The sequence below is a fragment of the Yersinia proxima genome, from assembly GCF_902170785.1.
Classification (GTDB): domain Bacteria; phylum Pseudomonadota; class Gammaproteobacteria; order Enterobacterales; family Enterobacteriaceae; genus Yersinia; species Yersinia proxima.
This window is the reverse complement of record NZ_CABHYG010000004.1, coordinates 152,399-169,938: the sequence shown is the minus strand read 5'-3', so window position 1 is coordinate 169,938 and position 17,540 is coordinate 152,399. Positions and strand designations below refer to the sequence as shown.

Below are 17,540 nucleotides of genomic sequence, written 5' to 3'. Positions count from 1 at the left end.
TGCTTCTATTTGTTTTTTGCGGTTTAGTTGCTGAAGTTAGCAAACAGCGCAATAATTTTATGGAATACTTTCATTTCTTACTCGATGTACATAATTGTGTGATGTCAGTCACAAAATAATACTCCTCGAAATTCAACATATCAATAACAAAACCAACATTTATTATCCCGACCGTGGGTTGTATTTACTTATCTTGAGGTTGATTAACATAACCCTTTGTTATCAATATCTGATATGCATGATGGCATCGACGCAGTTAACCTGAATCGGCGGATATGGTATCCTCGACCACTTTCCTGCTGGCTAAACTCCATTTTGGAGGATGTATGGACCACCGTTTACTCGAGATCGTTGCCTGTCCTGTCTGCAACGGTAAGTTGTACTTCAATAAAGAAAACCTTGAATTGGTATGCAAAGCTGACAATCTGGCTTACCCGGTGCGTGATGGCATCCCGGTATTGTTAGAAAACGAAGCCCGCCCACTGTCAATTGATGAGAAACACGCATGAGTTTCATTGCTATAATTCCCGCCCGTTATGCTTCAACCCGTCTACCTGGCAAGCCACTGGCGGATATCGCTGGCAAACCGATGGTAGTACATGTGATGGAGCGAGCGTTGGAGTCAGGTGCTTCCCGGGTGATTGTGGCAACAGACCATCCGGAAGTGGTGAAAGCGGTTGAGGCGGCGGGCGGCGAAGTGTGTCTGACCCGGGCCGATCATCAATCTGGTACTGAGCGCTTAGCAGAAGTCATTGAACGCTATGGTTTTGCTGATGATGATATTATCGTCAATGTGCAAGGGGATGAGCCATTGGTGCCGCCAATGATTATCCGCCAGGTTGCTGATAATTTAGCAGCCTCTCATGCAGGTATGGCGACATTGGCTGTGCCGATTGAAAGCAGCGAGGAAGCCTTTAACCCTAATGCCGTGAAAGTGGTGATGGATGCACAAGGCTATGCGCTGTATTTCTCGCGCGCAACTATCCCGTGGGAAAGAGAGCGCTTTGCGCAGTCTAAAGAAACCATCGGCGATTGTTTCTTACGGCATATTGGTATTTATGCTTATCGCGCCGGCTTTGTGCGCCGTTATGTTAATTGGGCACCGAGTCAACTTGAGCAAATTGAGCTGTTAGAGCAATTGCGAGTGTTGTGGTACGGTGAAAAAATTCACGTAGCTGTGGCAAAAGCGGTGCCGGCAGTTGGTGTTGATACTCAAGAAGATTTGGACAGAGTTAGAGCTATTATGCTCAATAAATAATTATTGTTCAGATTTCTACGCCAGACTGATAGGGTCTGGCGTCATTATTCCTGCCTTTATATCCCCACTTTATTCCGATTCTACGGGTTTGATTTTTATTGTGGATGTTATTTGATCTGCATTCTGGAAATATTCAGCCCATCATCTCATTATGAATTATCTATTTCGTCAGATAATCGGACAAAGCCTTATGGAACAGCTGAAAGCTGAGTTGAGTGTCGTGCTTGGGGAGTCTATTACCCGCCTTGAACGCATCAGCGAGCAGCCCTATGCCCACTTGTATGCGATGTATAATCAGCAGGGGCAGGCTATCCCATTGTTGGCAAAGAGTTATGTCTGTCAGGGGATTGCACAGCAAGAGGCCTATAAATTGTCAATGCTCGCGCGCGAAGGCGATATCCGTTTGCCGACGGTGTACGGTTTGGTCATGACCCACCAATCCCCTTATAAAGAAATTCTGTTGATGGAACGCTTACGGGGTGTTTCAGTAGAAGCGCCCACTCGGACAGGAGAGCGTTGGAATGCGCTGATGGATCAGATAGTTGAAGGCGTATTAGCCTGGCACCGGATTGATAGCCATGGCTGTGTCGGCAATGTTGACAGCACACAAGAGAATGATTGGTTTAGTTGGTATCAGCAACGAGTTGAAGTGCTGTGGGCCACGCTATCTAATATGAATTCGCCGGTGATGACTTTGGAAGATCGCGCGGTGCTTTATCGTGCACGGGCATCGTTAAATGCACTTTTCGCCGGTTTTGACGACAGTTCGGTACTGGTTCACGGCAATTTGACTTTGCGCAGTATGCTCAAAGACCCCCGCAGTGATCAATTATTGGCGATGCTTAATCCCGGCCCAATGCTCTGGGCACCGCGCGAGTATGATTTATTCCGCCTCAGTGAAGATGGCATGCCAAGTCAGCTATTTTATCGCTATCTTAGCAAAGCGCCGGTCTCTGAATCCTTTGTGGCGCGCCGCTGGCTTTATACTCTTTGGGAACTGGTTTCCCGTTTTATTCATACCGGCAATTTGGACCGCACTTTATTTGATAATGCTACGCGACAGCTTCTCCCTTGGTTGAACTAATTTATTCATCATTTTTGTTGCCCGTTAACTTTTGCCACAGTAGCCCCAATGTTTCATACCAGGCGCGCTCGGAATGGCCTAAATAGGTTGCTGCCGGAATAGTGCGCTCCCAGCTATGTAATGGGGTAGTAATAGCTAATTGATTGGCTGGGGCAGGAATAGGGTGCAGCCCCTTGGCGGTAAAGAATTTTATCGCTCTGGGCAAATGACTGGCTGAAGTGACTAACAAAAAAGGTTTATCACCCACCACGGTTGCTACTGCTGCCGCTTCTTCAACAGTATCTTTCGGCTGTTCCAAGGCAATAATATCTGCTGCTGGAACCCCTAAACTTTCCGCTACCTGTGCCGCTGTTCTCGCGCTGCTTTGGCTGTTCGGCCCGGCGCTACCGGTAAACACCATTTTGGTGTTGGGATGGGCGCGATATAGCCTGACTCCCTCCGTTACTCTAGGCAAACTATTTGCGAATAAATTAGCACTTGGCGCCCAATTCGGATTAAACGTGTAGCCGCCACCGAGGACAACAATGTAATCTACCGGGTCGTTTCCCTGATATGTGGCGTATTGTTTTTCCAGCAGTAATAATAGGCGATCAGCGACTGGTTGCAGGCTAATAAGTAATAATACCAGCCAACTTAGTGCGAAAAGCGTTTTGCCGCTTTTTTGCCAGCGGGTAAACCACAATAAGATTAACGCCAACCCCATAACGATAAGCAGAAAGGGCAGTGGCATTAATAAGCCGCCGACAAACTTCTTTAGGGTAAAAAGCATAAAAACGGGGACCTTTTGGCTGAAAAAACGGCATTTGGTGATGATTACGGGTCAAGAAGATTTATTCTAAGTCAGGCTGTGCCAAAATAGCAGGTTGGTAGTCATTCTTTTTGTTATAGCCATTGATTTGCGAGTTTCTATCAAGCAAGGGCGGCAAATCAATAGTGATAGCGGAGCAAGTGTCCATGCAGGATCGCAATTTCGATGATATTGCCGAGAAGTTCTCGCGCAATATCTACGGTACGACGAAGGGAATGATCCGTCAGGCGGTGGTGTGGCAAGATATCACCGAGCTGTTAGCGCAGTTGCCGCAACGCCCGTTACGGATCTTAGATGCAGGTGGTGGTGAAGGGCATATGGCTTGCCAATTGGCGGCATTGGGCCATCAGGTTCTATTATGTGACCTGTCTGCCGAGATGATCCAGCGTGCAAAAGTTGCGGCTGAAGAAAAAGGTGTGAGCCACAACATGCAATTTGTACAAAGTGCGGCTCAGGACATCACCCAACATTTAGCACAGCCCGTTGATCTGATATTGTTCCATGCGGTTTTAGAATGGGTTGCAGAGCAACAACAAGTTCTGCAAATACTTTTTAATGCGCTAAACCCAGGTGGCGCGCTATCGTTGATGTTTTTCAATGCCAATGGACTGGTGATGCGTAATGCGGTATTAGGTAACTTTCAATTGGCGATACCGGGCGTTAAAAGACGTCGGCAGCGCTCGTTGTCGCCGCAATACCCTTTAGATCCCCCGACGGTATATGGTTGGCTTGAGCAAATGGGTTTATCCATTAGCGGTAAGACGGGAGTGCGGGTGTTTCACGATTACATGAAAAATAAACAGCAACAAGTTGATGAGTTTGCTGAATTATTGGCGTTGGAACAGCGCTATTGCCGGCAGGAGCCCTTTATCAGTTTGGGGCGCTACGTGCATGTCATGGCGTTTAAGCCGAATCTGAAGGACCCATTATGAGTGAATTTTCCCAGACAGTACCCGAACTGGTCGCCTGGGCGCGGAAAAATGATTTTTCGATTACTCTGCCAACAGAGCGTCTGGCCTTTCTTATGGCTATTGCTACCTTAAACGGTGAGCGGCTGGACGGTGAAATGAGCGAAGGCGAGTTGGTTGATGCATTTCGTCACGTCAGCAAAGGTTTTGAACAAACGACAGAAACCGTGGCAGTGCGCGCTAATAACGCCATCAATGATATGGTGCGCCAGCGTTTGCTTAACCGCTTTACCAGCGAAATGGCCGATGGCAATGCTATTTATCGCCTGACTCCATTGGGCATTGGTATCACCGATTACTATATCCGCCAACGTGAGTTTTCCACTCTGCGGTTGTCGATGCAGTTATCGATTGTGGCGCAAGAGCTGCAACGGGCTGCCGAAGCAGCAGAAGAGGGCGGTGACGAATTCCACTGGCACCGTAATGTCTTTGCCCCACTTAAATATTCAGTTGCTGAAATCTTTGACAGTATCGATATGACGCAGCGTTTGATGGACGAGCAGCAACATAGCGTCAAAGAAGATATCGCAGCACTACTGAACCAGGATTGGCGTGCCGCCATTGCCAGTTGCGAAATGCTGCTGTCAGAAACCTCCGGTACACTGCGCGAACTACAAGATACGCTGGAAGCGGCTGGTGACAAACTTCAGGCGAATTTATTGCGTATTCAAGAAGCCACCATCGGCAATGCCGGTTTGGAGTTGGTTGATAAATTGGTCTTTGATTTACAAAGTAAACTTGACCGTATTATCAGTTGGGGTCAACAGGCGATTGATCTGTGGATTGGCTATGACCGTCATGTGCATAAATTTATCCGTACTGCGATTGATATGGATAAAAACCGGGTATTCGCTCAGCGCTTGCGCCAGTCAGTGCAAAATTATTTTGATAGCCCTTGGGCCTTAACCTACGCCAATGCAGATCGTTTGTTGGATATGCGCGATGAAGAGTTGTCGCTGCGTAGTGAAGAGGTAACTGGGGAACTGCCGCCGGACCTGGAGTTTGAAGAGTTTAATGCCATCCGTGAGCAGTTGGCCGCCATGATTGAACAGGCGTTGTTAGTGTATCAACAACAAAAACTGCCGCTCAATCTGGGGGAAGTCATGCGCGATTACCTCGCGCAATATCCGCGTGCTCGTCATTTTGACGTGGCTCGTATCCTGGTCGACCAGGCAGTTCGCCTTGGTGTGGCCGAAGCCGATTTCTCAGGGTTACCAGCCGAATGGCTGGCAATCAATGATTACGGAGCCAAGGTGCAGGCACATGTCATCAACAAATATTGAAGTAGTAATGCCGGTTAAGCTGGCTCAGGCATTGGCCAATTCACTGTTTCCGGCACTGGATAGCCAGTTGCGCGCTGGTCGTCATATCGGCATTGATGAGTTGGATAATCATGCTTTCCTGATGGATTTTCAGGAACAATTAGAAGAGTTCTATACCCGTTATAACGTGGAGTTAATTCGCGCACCAGAAGGTTTCTTCTATCTGCGGCCACGTTCTACCACTCTTATCCCGCGCTCAGTGTTATCTGAGTTGGATATGATGGTGGGTAAAATTCTTTGTTATCTGTATCTCAGCCCGGAACGTCTGGCTCATGAAGGTATCTTCGCCCAACACGAGTTGTATGAAGAGCTGCTGAGCCTGGCTGATGAGAGCAAATTGCTGAAGTTCGTTAACCAGCGCTCAACCGGTTCGGATTTAGATAAGCAGAAGTTGCAGGAAAAAGTACGCACCTCACTCAACCGGCTACGCCGTTTGGGCATGATCTACTTTATGGGCAATGACAGCAGCAAGTTTCGTATCACTGAAGCGGTGTTTCGTTTCGGTGCCGATGTGCGCAGTGGTGATGACCCACGTGAAGCTCAGTTGCGCATGATCCGCGATGGTGAAGCCATGGCGGTCGAAAATAGTCTGTCACTCCATGATGAAAGCGATGAAAACGACATCACCATGAGAAATGCAACGGACAGTGCAGAGGATGAACAGGAATGATTGAACGCGGTAAATTTCGCTCACTGACCTTGGTTAACTGGAATGGCTTCTTTGCCCGAACATTCGATCTTGATGAGTTGGTTACCACCTTATCCGGTGGTAATGGTGCGGGTAAATCCACCACCATGGCGGCTTTCGTCACAGCATTGATCCCAGATTTGACCTTGCTGCACTTTCGTAACACCACCGAAGCGGGTGCTACCAGCGGCTCTCGTGATAAAGGTTTGCACGGTAAATTGCGCGCCGGCGTATGTTACTCCACGTTAGATGTGGTCAACTCCCGCCACCAGCGCGTGGTTGTCGGGGTACGCTTGCAACAAGTCGCAGGGCGCGATCGTAAAGTTGATATCAAACCTTTTACCATTCAAGGGCTTCCAACTGCGATCCAACCAACACAGATCCTCACCGAGGTTGTCGGTGAGCGCCAGGCGCGCGTGTTGTCATTGCAAGAGCTGAAAGAACGTGTCGAAGAGATGGAGGGGGTGCAGTTTAAACAATTTAACTCCATCACCGATTACCATTCACTGATGTTTGATTTGGGTGTGATTCCAAAACGCCTGCGCTCTTCTGCTGACCGCAGCAAATTCTATCGTTTGATTGAAGCCTCATTGTACGGTGGTATTTCCAGCGCCATCACCCGCTCGCTGCGCGACTATTTATTGCCAGAAAACAGTGGTGTACGTAAAGCCTTCCAGGATATGGAAGCGGCGCTACGCGAAAACCGTATGACCCTTGAGGCCATCCGTGTCACCCAATCTGACCGTGACCTGTTTAAGCATCTGATCTCCGAGGCGACTTCCTACGTTGCCGCTGACTATATGCGCCATGCCAATGAGCGACGCATTCATCTTGATGGCGCGTTGGTGTTGCGCCGTGAGTTGCTGGCCAGCCGTAAGCAACTGGTGACCGAGCAGTATCGCCATGTTGAAATGTCCCGCGAATTAGCCGAGCAAAGTGGGGCTGAATCTGATCTCGAAACGGATTATCAGGCCGCCAGCGACCACCTGAGTCTGGTGCAAACCGCGATGCGCCAGCAAGAAAAAATCGAGCGCTACCAAAGTGATTTGGAAGAGCTGACTTACCGGCTGGAAGAGCAAAATGAAGTTGTCGCAGAGGCCAGCGAACAGCAGGCTGATAACGAAGCCCGTGCCGAAGCCGCTGAGCTGGAAGTGGATGAACTGAAAAGCCAGTTGGCTGACTATCAGCAAGCGCTGGATGTACAGCAGACCCGCGCCATTCAGTATCAGCAAGCATTACACGCGCTGGAACGCGCTCGTGAGTTGTGCCAGCTACCTGAATTAACGGCGGATAACGCCGAAGATTGGCTGGAAACTTTCCAGGCCAAAGAGCAGGAAGCTACAGAGGCGTTATTGCAGCTTGAGCAAAAACTGAGTGTTGCTGATGCCGCACACAGCCAGTTTGAGCAAGCCTATCAGTTGGTGGTGAGCATCGCCGGTCAGGTTAGCCGCAGTGAGGCCTGGCAAACTGCCCGCGAATTATTGCGTGATTGGCCGTCGCAGCAACATTTGGCCGAACGCGTTCAGCCATTGCGTATGCGGTTGTCCGAGTTGGAGCAGCGTTTACGCGCCCAGCAAGATGCCGAGCGTTTATTGCAAGAGTTCTGCAAACGTCAAGGACAAGCCTATCAGCCGGAAGAACTGGAAGAGCTGCAACGTGAATTAGAATCACAGGTTGAAGAGCTTTCCCTCAGTGTTAGTGATGCCGGCGAGCGGCGCATGGAAATGCGTCAGGAACTCGAGCAAATTAAGCTCAAAATTCAGGAATTGACGGCGCGGGCTCCGGTTTGGCTGGCGGCACAAGATGCCCTAAGCCAACTGAGTGAGCAGAGCGGTGAAGCGCTGGAAGACAGCCGTCAGGTGACGGAATATATGCAGCAGTTGCTGGAGCGCGAGCGTGAAACCACCGTCGAGCGTGACGAAGTGGCGGCAACTAAACGGGCTATTGATGCACAAATTGAGCGCTTGAGCCAGCCAAGTGGCGCTGAAGATTCGCGGATGATTGCGTTGGCCGAGCGTTTTGGTGGCGTGCTGTTATCCGAGATTTACGACGATGTGACTCTTGATGATGCGCCATACTTCTCCGCGCTGTATGGCCCGTCTCGCCACGGTATCGTGGTGCCTGATTTGTCATTGGTCCGCGACCAATTGGCCGGGTTGGAAGATTGCCCGGAAGATTTGTATCTCATCGAAGGGGACCCGCAGTCATTTGATGACAGTGTCTTTGCCGTCGAAGAACTTGAAAAAGCGGTGGTGGTGAAAATTGCCGATCGCCAATGGCGTTACTCCCGCTATCCCGAAGTGCCACTGTTTGGTCGTGCAGCCCGTGAAAATCGACTGGAAGCGCTGTATCAAGAACGCGATAGCCTGGCAGAGCGCTATGCGACGCTGTCGTTTGATGTGCAGAAAACACAACGTTTGCATCAAGCATTCAGCCGGTTTATTGGTTCTCATCTGGGGGTAGCATTCGACTCTGATCCGGAAGCAGAGATTCGGTTGCTGAATACCCGCCGTGGTGAAATCGAACGCGCTCTGAACGCGCATGAAGAAAAAAATCAGCAACAACGTCAGCAATTTGAACAAGCCAAAGAGGGCATTTCAGCCCTTAACCGTTTGATCCCGCTGGTTTCGTTACTGCTTGACGATACTCTGACAGACCGTGTTGAAGAAATTACGGAAGAGCTGACAGAAGCACAAGAAGCGGCACGCCATATTCAGAAACACGGCGCGTCCCTGACTAAACTTGAACCGCTGTTGGCGGTGCTGCAAAGCGATCCGCAGCAACACGAGCAGTTAAAAGAGAACTATACACAGGCGCAGAATAGTCAGCGTCAGGCCAAGCAGCAAGCATTCGCCTTAATTGAAGTGGTGCAGCGTCGCGCGCACTTCGGTTATACCGACTCTGCGGGCATGTTGACCGAAAACTCTGATCTCAATGATAAACTGCGTCAGCGCCTGGAACAGGCAGAAGCGGAGCGCACTCGCGCCCGTGAGCAGTTACGTCAATATCAGGCGCAGTTTACTCAATACAATCAAGTGCTGGCGTCATTGAAAAGTTCATATGATGCCAAACGTGACATGCTCAAAGAGTTGAGTCAGGAATTGGTGGATATTGGCGTTCAGGCTGATGCCGATGCTGAAGCCCGCGCCCGCACCCGTCGTGATGAACTGCATGCTGCACTAAGCACTAACCGTTCGCGCCGTAATCAGTTGGAAAAACAACTGACTTTCTGTGAAGCCGAGATGGACAGTTTGCAGAAGAAACTGCGTAAACTGGAGCGGGATTATCATCAGATCCGCGAGCAGGTGGTTAATGCGAAAGCGGGTTGGTGTGCGGTGATGCGCATGGTGAAAGATAATGGTGTTGAGCGCCGTTTACATCGCCGAGAGCTGGCCTATATGGATGGTGATGAGTTGCGTTCTATGTCGGATAAGGCGCTGGGGGCATTGCGTCTGGCGGTAGCGGATAATGAGCATTTGCGCGATGTGCTGCGCATGTCTGAAGATCCCAAACGGCCTGAGCGTAAAATCCAGTTCTATATTGCGGTGTATCAGCATCTGCGTGAGCGTATTCGTCAGGATATCATCCGCACTGATGATCCAGTTGAAGCCATTGAGCAAATGGAAATTGAGCTGGGTCGTTTGACCGAAGAGTTGACCGCCCGCGAACAGAAGCTGGCCATCAGTTCGAAAAGTGTGTCGAATATCATTCGTAAAACCATTCAGCGCGAGCAGAACCGGATTCGTATGCTGAATCAGGGCTTGCAAGCGGTATCATTCGGCCAGGTTAAGAGTGTGCGGCTGAATGTAAATGTGCGCGAAGCTCATGCGACCTTGCTTGATGTGCTGTCTGAGCAGCAAGAGCAACATCAGGACTTGTTCAACAGCAACCGCCTGACCTTCTCTGAAGCACTGGCAAAACTGTATCAGCGCCTGAACCCGCAAATGGATATGGGGCAACGTTTGCCGCAAACCATTGGTGAAGAGTTACTTGATTATCGTAACTATTTAGAGCTTGAAGTTGAAGTTAACCGTGGTGCAGATGGTTGGTTACGTGCTGAGAGTGGCGCACTGTCTACCGGTGAGGCTATCGGTACTGGTATGTCTATTCTGGTGATGGTGGTACAGAGTTGGGAAGAAGAATCGCGCCGTTTACGCGGTAAAGATATTTCGCCGTGCCGCTTGCTGTTCCTCGATGAAGCTGCGCGTTTGGATGCAAAATCTATCGCGACATTATTTGAACTGTGTGAGCGGTTAGAAATGCAATTAATTATTGCTGCGCCAGAAAATATCAGCCCAGAAAAAGGGACTACCTATAAGCTGGTGCGAAAAGTCTTCCAAAATCATGAGCATGTACACGTAGTTGGTTTGCGCGGTTTTGCAAACGAAATACCAACATTGCCACCGATACCTGTTGAGCAATGACGTTGTGGTTAATTATTGCTCAATAAGAGCGTAATAATAATTAATTCACTTGAATGGCCGCTTAGCGGCCATTTTTATTTATTGTCACATCTGAGGGTTATATTTTATAAGCAAGGGAAATCTGTTAGCGTACATAAATGGTTAAATTTATATTATTGGCTACTTAGTGGTATTTCTGTTTGTATAATAATATTAATACCCAAAGAAATGGTGTTGCAGTTAACCAATGAATTGTGCTGAACCGCTAACATACTGCGACTTCAAGGAAGAAGGGTTACGACAAACTATGACGTACTTAGATAAGCATACCGGGGGCATAGAATGTCGGTAGAGAAAAGAAATCCGCAACGCGCATTCGCGTTATATTGCGCTTTAATTTGTAGCCTGATGCCGACATTTACCGCATCGGCCACAGCGCCTATCATGCCTGTAGATTCATCGTCGGCGCGCTCACCGGCATCACAAAGCATGTCGGTGGCACAAAGCCGTTCCCAATTATTGGCGGTATTACCGAAAAACGTTACGCCGTTCTATTCTTCTGAATTGGCTGTGCTTTATGCAGCAAACCATATGCAGCCAATGTGGCAAGACCGGGCCGCTGTTCAGCATTTCCAGCAACAATTAGCGGAAGTGGCACTTTCCGGTATTCAACCGCAATTTATGCAATGGGTGAAATGGCTCAGTGATCCGGCCATTACCGGTTTGGCTCGCGATGTTATTTTATCCGATGCGATGCTGGGCTATTTGCACTTTATCTCAGGTGTCGGTGCGAACGGCAGCGTCTGGTTATACAGTAATGTGCCGTACAAGATGGTAATGCCGCCTGCTACGATCCTAAATCGTTGGCAGCAAGCGGTGCATGAGGGCACCACTGCCCCATACCTGGCATCCCTGGCACCGCAGCATCCTCAATACGAAAAAATGCATCAGGCGCTGAAAGAGATGCTGGCAGACCGACGCCCATGGCCACAAATGGCTAATGGCCCGAGTTTGCGCCCAGGTCAGTTAAGTGACGATATTCCTGCTTTACGGGAGATTCTCGACAGAACCGGCATGTTGCATCCGGTTGCGTCGGCACCGGCACAAACGCCGGAAGTCATTCCGGTTGATAATCCAGCGGTGGCAGTGGTGAATGACGATCTCTCCGTCGATGAAGAGAAAAATCGCGCCCAGGCCCATAGTTTGGTGGTTAGTCCATCAGCGGCACCCGTTGCCGATACGCCGGTTACTGGCGGGGTGGTTGCTCCATCTTCTGCACCAGTGACGGCGACAGTGACCGATAATGTCTATACGCCAGAGCTAATGGAAGCCGTCAAACGTTTCCAGCGCTGGCATGGGCTGAGTGATGATGGAGTTATTGGTGCCCGGACGCGTGAGTGGTTGAATGTTTCTCCGCAGACAAGGGCGACATTGTTGGCATTGAATATTCAGCGTTTACGTATTTTGCCAGGGCGGGTGGATAACGGCATCATGGTTAACATTCCAAACTATTCACTGAATTATTATAAAAATGGCGCACAGGTGCTTTCGTCTCGAGTGATTGTCGGTCGCCCAAGCCGTAAAACACCATTAATGAGTAGTGCGCTGAATAATGTGGTGGTGAACCCGCCGTGGAACGTGCCAACCTCTCTGGTGCGTCAGGATATCGTGCCGAAAGCACGTTACGATTCCAGTTATTTCCAGCGCCATGGTTATACCGTATTGTCCGGTTGGAGTAATGATGCTGAAGTCGTCGACCCTTCAATGATCGACTGGAGTATGATTTCACCGAACAATTTCCCGTACCGCTTGCGCCAGGCACCAGGTGCCAGCAATTCATTAGGGCGGTTCAAATTCAATATGCCAAGCTCAGATGCAATCTATCTGCATGACACGCCAAATCATGGCTTGTTCCAGAAAGATATACGCGCGCTGAGCTCAGGTTGTGTGCGGGTGAATAAAGCCTCTGATTTGGCCAATATGTTGTTGCAGGATGCAGGCTGGAATGATGCTCGGGTATCTTCGGCCTTAAAACAAGGTGACACTACTTATGTCAACATCCGCCAACGCGTTCCGGTACAACTCTATTACCTGACGGCATGGGTGGCTGATGACGGCAAACCGCAGTTTAGAACAGATATTTACAATTATGATATGACGGTGAGATCAGGTTCACAAATCTCCCATCAGGCCGAACTTTTGCTGCAATAAATGCAGTAAAACTCAATAACTAATGGTCTCAATACCGGGTTGTCTTATGGGCGTTCCTAATGGGATGCCCCATAAACTTGGACTAAACGCACAGTGAATGCGTACTGCATACGGGTTGACTGGCTTTCCGTAGGCGGTTAAGGTTCGGGACGGCACATATATACCCAAAGTCATTGGGGTTGCAGCCAACACAATTGCGACTTCAAGTCATAATGGGATCGTGCTTACTTTTGACATTCTTGCCGGGTATTAACAGAGATCATGGATAAAATTGATAATTATCGCCGTAAATGGCTAGCGTTAGGCGGGGTAGCACTCGGGATGTCACTGCTCCCAGGGCAAGCATTCGCGACCCTTTCAACTCCTCGCCCACGCATCTTGACCCTGAATAACTTGAATACAGGTGAGTCCATAAAAGCCGAGTTCTTTGACGGTAGAACTTATAATAAAGATGAACTTTCCCGCTTAAATCATCTATTCCGCGATTATCGAGCCAATAAAGTCAAAACTATCGATCCTCGCCTCTTTGATCAGCTATACCGCCTGCAAGGCCTTCTCGGTACAACTAAACCGGTGCAGCTGATTTCAGGTTATCGCTCACTTGATACAAATAATGAACTGCGCGAACGGAGCCGTGGTGTGGCCAAACACAGTTTCCACACACAAGGGCGAGCGATGGATTTCCATATTGAAGGTATTCAATTGAGTAATATCCGTAAAGCGGCATTAAAAATGCGCGCAGGTGGTGTAGGATATTACCCTCGCAGTAATTTTGTGCATATTGATACTGGGCCAACACGATCCTGGTAACGCGTATTTTTATGCCAGTGCTTTGAATCTATCCAGGGTGCTGGGGTTGGAGTTCTATGAAATATCAAATTATTCCAGTGACGGCTTTTAGCCAAAATTGCACACTCATCTGGTGCGAAGAGACAGGGCAGGCTGCCCTGGTTGACCCTGGTGGTGAAGCCGCCAAGATCATTGCAGAAGTTGCTCGTCACGATATTAAGATTAGCCAGATCTTATTGACCCACGGTCATTTGGATCACGTGGGTGCTGCTGCTGAATTAGCTGCACATTTTCAGGTGCCGATTTATGGGCCAGAAAAAGAGGATACCTTCTGGCTGGAAGGGCTACCCGCCCAAAGCAGAATGTTCGGGTTGAGCGAATGTGAGGCCTTTACGCCAACGCGTTGGCTGGAAGAGGGCGATAAAATCACTGTGGGCGCAACTGAACTCTCAGTGTTGCATTGTCCAGGGCATACGCCGGGACATATCGTCTTTATCGATCAGAAAGATCGTTTGGCGTTAGTTGGGGATGTTATTTTTAATGGTGGTGTTGGGCGCAGTGATTTTCCGCGTGGTGATCATCAGCAACTGATTCATTCTATTCGGACCAAATTGTTGCCTTTGGGTGATGATATGACATTTATTCCAGGTCATGGCCCGATGTCGACGATCGGACATGAGCGGCAGACTAACCCATTTATACGCGAAGAACCTGCTGTTTGGTAACAACAGCTGTTTAGAGTCATAAACGCTTAGCTGAAAGACAGTACTGAATCACAAGGAAGGCACCATTCGGTGCCTTTTTTATATTATATTTAACGAACTGTTAAAGCATTTTGTGAAGTCATAATCAGCTATTTATGTGAACTATGAAGATAATGCTAGTGTTCATCACGTAAGCATTACCTCTGAGATATCCATAAGACGTAACATGGCTGAAAGATATAACTGATATTGACCCGGCAGGCGTTTTTCTGCCGTTTGAGTTCGTAATATTAACGAGCGCCTTGCAATGGAATCCACTATGCCATTTCGTCGTTTCAGACTGAATAAGTTCCTGTCCCGGCTAGGTTTTTCTTCTATGGTATTATTGCTGTTTCTATTGTTGGGCGCCGTGGTTATTTATGCGCAAACAAAAAGCAATATGCATCAGGATGCCGAAACCAAGTTATTCCAGGCTAGGGCGCGTTTCGACCAGATATTTAATAATTTGCAGCATGCGGCTATCCAGGTAGAGACAGGGCTTGGGAAACCTTGTTTACAAGTGGTACAGAATTTACGCGATCAGGTGGTATTGATTCCGGATGTTCGCTCTGTTTCTTTGGCTAAAGGCAGTAATATTTATTGTTCTTCAATATATGGGCCACTTTCCGCCCCTTTTGATTTAGATATATTTGTTAATGGACAATTGGAGTTAATGCAAGGTAATGATGTGACACCTGACCGTGCATTAATGGTCTACCGACATATTCGGGGTGATTACAGTATTTTGGTTGCCGTTGATGGTTATTATTTGCGCAGCATTCTTAATCTATTGAGCAGTGATATTGAGCTGCACCTGAGGGTTGGTAATAGATGGATGGATGCTGCTGGAGAAGTACATTCAGGTCGTCCTCCCAATAAAGGTGAGCCTTTATATCTGGCCTCAGATAAGTTCGCTTATTCATTAAGTACCGCATTGTCTAATCAACAATATTTGGCTTATGCCTGGCAATATGCTCGGGGTAGCTTGATTTTCTTTATCTTAATGAGCATTGGATCGGCGGCACTTGTTTTCTGGTTATCGGGAAGGGCTGCATCTCCCACGCAAGTATTAAAACAGGCATTAGAAAATAATGAATTTATTCCTTATATGCAGCCGATCGTCAGCGGCAAAGACCAATGCTGGATTGGTTGTGAAGTATTAATGCGTTGGCAACATCCAGGCCAGGGTTTAATTCAACCGAATCAATTTATCCCTATGGCGGAGGACAGTGAACTTATCGTGCCGATGACCCGTTCTCTTATGCAACAAGTCAGTGCGAAGTTTGCACCTTACGTCAATCAATTATCTGAGGGTTTTCATTTTGGTTTTAATATCAGCGCCAATCACTGTCGTGATCTTAGTCTGGTAGATGACTGCCGTCATTTTATTCAGGCTTTTGGTGGTAATAAAATTAATATCACGCTGGAATTAACTGAGCGGAAATTGATAGTTGCCGATGCGACTACAGATAAATTATTTGCTGAACTTCATGCTTTAGGTGTCTTTATTGCCATCGACGACTTTGGTACAGGTCATTCGAGTTTGACTTATTTGCAGAAATTCAAAGTCGACTTTCTCAAGATTGACCAAAGTTTTGTCGGCATGATTGGTTCAGATGCGTTGTCGAGCCATATAGTAGGAAATGTTATTGATCTAGCCACTCGGTTGGGGCTGCAAACTATTGCCGAGGGTGTCGAAAATGAGACTCAAATGCGTTATTTGCAGTCCCATAGAGTGGATTATTTGCAAGGTTATATGTACGGGCGGCCTATGCCAATGAACGAATTTGCCAGGTATTTATTTCATTAAAATTTTGGCCTGACAGATAAAACAAAGGGTGCCAGGGGCACCCTTCTTACGGATTCGTCACGGTGACTTAATTAGAGCACAGCAACGATAGCTTCACACAATGGTGCCATATTATCTGGCGTCATACCGGCAACGTTAACACGGCCAGAATTTACCGCATAAACGGCGAATTCATTGCGCAGACGCAGCACTTGTTCTTTGGTCAGACCACTGAATGAGAACATGCCATTCTGGTTTATGATGAAGCTGAAATCTTGTTTAGCACCTTTCTCTTGCAAGGTGTTAACAAACAACTGACGCATACGATGAATACGCTGGCGCATACCGGTCAGTTCTTGTTCCCAAATAGCACGCAGCGCAGGGTTACTCAGTATGGTCGCAACCACTGACGCACCATGAGCTGGTGGGTTGGAATAGTTAGCACGGATAACCGCTTTAACCTGACTAAAGGCAGTATCAGCCACTTCGCTGCTTGCGGCAACAATGGTGCAAGCGCCCACACGTTCATTGTATAGACCGAAGTTTTTGGAGTAAGAGCTGCAAACGATCAGTTCTTGATGCTGTGCGGCGAAAATACGCAGACCCTGAGCATCTTCTTCTAAGCCTTTGGCAAAACCTTGATAAGCAAAATCAAACAGTGGTAGCCAACCTTTAGCCACTGACAATTCAGCTAATTGGCTCCACTGGGCTTCTGTTGGGTCAATCCCTGTAGGGTTATGGCAGCACCCATGGAACAACACGACATCACCTGCCTGAGCTTCTGACAGGCTATTTAATAGCCCATCAAAGTCCAGCGCATGGTTAGCTGCATCATAATAGGCATATTCAACGACTTCTAACCCAGCAGCGGCGAAGACATTTTTATGATTTGGCCAGCTTGGATTACTGACCCAGACACGTTTGGCACTGGTCTGATGGGCGATAAAATCAGCCGCGATACGCAGGCCACCTGTACCACCAGGGGTTTGAGCGGTGCGCGCACGTTTATCAGTAATAATCGCACTATTGGCACCGAACAGCAGTTCCTGAGTACAACGGGCGAAATCGGGCAGCCCTTCAATTCCCAGATAGTTTTTGGTGACTTCATTTTCCAGCAAATACTGCTCAGCTTTTTTGACGCTGGTCAGCACCGGCGTTTTCCCGGTTTCGTCTTTATAGACACCAATCCCCAGGTTAATTTTATTAGGGCGGTCATCCGCGCGGAAGATATCGGTCAGACCCAGAATAGGGTCCGCAGGTGCAGCAGTGATTTTTTCAAACATGTCAGAGGCTTCCATGGCTTAGCGTTAAGCAAACAGAACCATCAGGGTAGCGCCAGTTGCGGCCTTTGCCAACCGTTTGCGATAAAAAGAAATGAATGTTGTGAGGCGGGGGGATTCGGGGTGAAAAATCGGCAAAATAGCCTGTTCGGCAGCGCAATATCCCTATTTTAGTCAAGGATAAAAACAAAAAGACA

General features: G+C 48.3%; 13 protein-coding genes. 11 read left to right on the top strand and 2 right to left on the bottom strand.

What is annotated here, in order from left to right; all coding sequences use genetic code 11:
- Positions 1-326: 326 nt before the first annotated feature.
- The 3 genes from FTB31_RS02815 (at position 327) to FTB31_RS02805 (ending at position 2,342) form a co-directional block, all read left to right on the top strand.
- Positions 327-509 carry a Trm112 family protein gene (locus FTB31_RS02815; protein ID WP_004700032.1) on the top strand — a complete coding sequence of 61 codons (183 nt, stop codon included), beginning with the start codon at positions 327-329 and terminating at the stop codon, positions 507-509.
- Positions 506-1,258 carry a 3-deoxy-manno-octulosonate cytidylyltransferase gene (gene kdsB / locus FTB31_RS02810; protein WP_050078450.1) on the top strand — a complete coding sequence of 251 codons (753 nt, stop codon included), beginning with the start codon at positions 506-508 and terminating at the stop codon, positions 1,256-1,258. Before FTB31_RS02815 ends, kdsB begins: the two co-directional genes overlap by 4 nt.
- A 190-nt stretch (positions 1,259-1,448) precedes the next feature.
- Entirely contained in the window at positions 1,449-2,342 is an 894-nt protein-coding gene (locus tag FTB31_RS02805) for a YcbJ family phosphotransferase (protein WP_050078449.1), read from the top strand.
- A gap of 1 nt (position 2,343) precedes the next feature.
- Here FTB31_RS02805 and elyC read toward each other — a convergent pair whose 3' ends face one another.
- Entirely contained in the window at positions 2,344-3,111 is a 768-nt protein-coding gene (gene elyC / locus FTB31_RS02800) for an envelope biogenesis factor ElyC (protein ID WP_227731083.1), read from the bottom strand.
- A 185-nt stretch (positions 3,112-3,296) separates the two neighbouring features.
- On the opposite strand from elyC, the gene cmoM reads away from it, so the two are divergent.
- From cmoM to FTB31_RS02760, 8 genes are all read left to right on the top strand, one after another.
- Positions 3,297-4,082 (top strand): tRNA uridine 5-oxyacetic acid(34) methyltransferase CmoM, encoded by a 786-nt coding sequence (cmoM, locus tag FTB31_RS02795; protein WP_050078446.1) that lies wholly within the window; start codon positions 3,297-3,299, stop codon positions 4,080-4,082.
- Positions 4,079-5,401, top strand: coding sequence for a chromosome partition protein MukF (gene mukF, locus FTB31_RS02790; protein ID WP_050078445.1), 1,323 nt, complete (start codon positions 4,079-4,081; stop codon positions 5,399-5,401). The genes cmoM and mukF overlap by 4 nt, the downstream gene beginning before the upstream one ends.
- On the top strand, positions 5,382-6,110 hold the full coding sequence (gene mukE / locus FTB31_RS02785) for a chromosome partition protein MukE (RefSeq protein WP_050078444.1): 729 nt from the start codon (positions 5,382-5,384) through the stop codon (positions 6,108-6,110). The genes mukF and mukE overlap by 20 nt, the downstream gene beginning before the upstream one ends.
- Entirely contained in the window at positions 6,107-10,552 is a 4,446-nt protein-coding gene (gene mukB / locus FTB31_RS02780) for a chromosome partition protein MukB (protein WP_077294876.1), read from the top strand. The genes mukE and mukB overlap by 4 nt, the downstream gene beginning before the upstream one ends.
- Positions 10,553-10,873: 321 nt before the next feature.
- Positions 10,874-12,742, top strand: coding sequence for a L,D-transpeptidase (gene ldtD, locus FTB31_RS02775; RefSeq protein ID WP_227731082.1), 1,869 nt, complete (start codon positions 10,874-10,876; stop codon positions 12,740-12,742).
- A gap of 261 nt (positions 12,743-13,003) precedes the next feature.
- Entirely contained in the window at positions 13,004-13,552 is a 549-nt protein-coding gene (locus FTB31_RS02770) for a YcbK family protein (protein WP_050078440.1), read from the top strand.
- A 56-nt stretch (positions 13,553-13,608) separates the two neighbouring features.
- Complete coding sequence (locus FTB31_RS02765; RefSeq protein ID WP_050078439.1) at positions 13,609-14,256, top strand: MBL fold metallo-hydrolase; 648 nt, start codon at positions 13,609-13,611, stop codon at positions 14,254-14,256.
- 298 nt (positions 14,257-14,554) lie between these two features.
- Complete coding sequence (locus FTB31_RS02760) at positions 14,555-16,084, top strand: EAL domain-containing protein (RefSeq protein ID WP_050078437.1); 1,530 nt, start codon at positions 14,555-14,557, stop codon at positions 16,082-16,084.
- A gap of 71 nt (positions 16,085-16,155) precedes the next feature.
- On the opposite strand, the gene FTB31_RS02755 is transcribed toward FTB31_RS02760, so the two are convergent.
- Positions 16,156-17,346, bottom strand: a complete 1,191-nt coding sequence (locus FTB31_RS02755) for an amino acid aminotransferase (protein ID WP_050078436.1) — start codon at positions 17,344-17,346, stop codon at positions 16,156-16,158.
- Positions 17,347-17,540: the final 194 nt, after the last annotated feature.

Coding starts and splice junctions, on each gene's coding strand:
- FTB31_RS02815 (WP_004700032.1), top strand. CDS start 327: ATGGACCACCGTTTACTCGAGATCGTTGCCTGTCCTGTCTGCAACGGT.
- kdsB (WP_050078450.1), top strand. CDS start 506: ATGAGTTTCATTGCTATAATTCCCGCCCGTTATGCTTCAACCCGTCTA.
- FTB31_RS02805 (WP_050078449.1), top strand. CDS start 1,449: ATGGAACAGCTGAAAGCTGAGTTGAGTGTCGTGCTTGGGGAGTCTATT.
- elyC (WP_227731083.1), bottom strand. CDS start 3,111: ATGCTTTTTACCCTAAAGAAGTTTGTCGGCGGCTTATTAATGCCACTG.
- cmoM (WP_050078446.1), top strand. CDS start 3,297: ATGCAGGATCGCAATTTCGATGATATTGCCGAGAAGTTCTCGCGCAAT.
- mukF (WP_050078445.1), top strand. CDS start 4,079: ATGAGTGAATTTTCCCAGACAGTACCCGAACTGGTCGCCTGGGCGCGG.
- mukE (WP_050078444.1), top strand. CDS start 5,382: ATGTCATCAACAAATATTGAAGTAGTAATGCCGGTTAAGCTGGCTCAG.
- mukB (WP_077294876.1), top strand. CDS start 6,107: ATGATTGAACGCGGTAAATTTCGCTCACTGACCTTGGTTAACTGGAAT.
- ldtD (WP_227731082.1), top strand. CDS start 10,874: ATGTCGGTAGAGAAAAGAAATCCGCAACGCGCATTCGCGTTATATTGC.
- FTB31_RS02770 (WP_050078440.1), top strand. CDS start 13,004: ATGGATAAAATTGATAATTATCGCCGTAAATGGCTAGCGTTAGGCGGG.
- FTB31_RS02765 (WP_050078439.1), top strand. CDS start 13,609: ATGAAATATCAAATTATTCCAGTGACGGCTTTTAGCCAAAATTGCACA.
- FTB31_RS02760 (WP_050078437.1), top strand. CDS start 14,555: ATGCCATTTCGTCGTTTCAGACTGAATAAGTTCCTGTCCCGGCTAGGT.
- FTB31_RS02755 (WP_050078436.1), bottom strand. CDS start 17,346: ATGTTTGAAAAAATCACTGCTGCACCTGCGGACCCTATTCTGGGTCTG.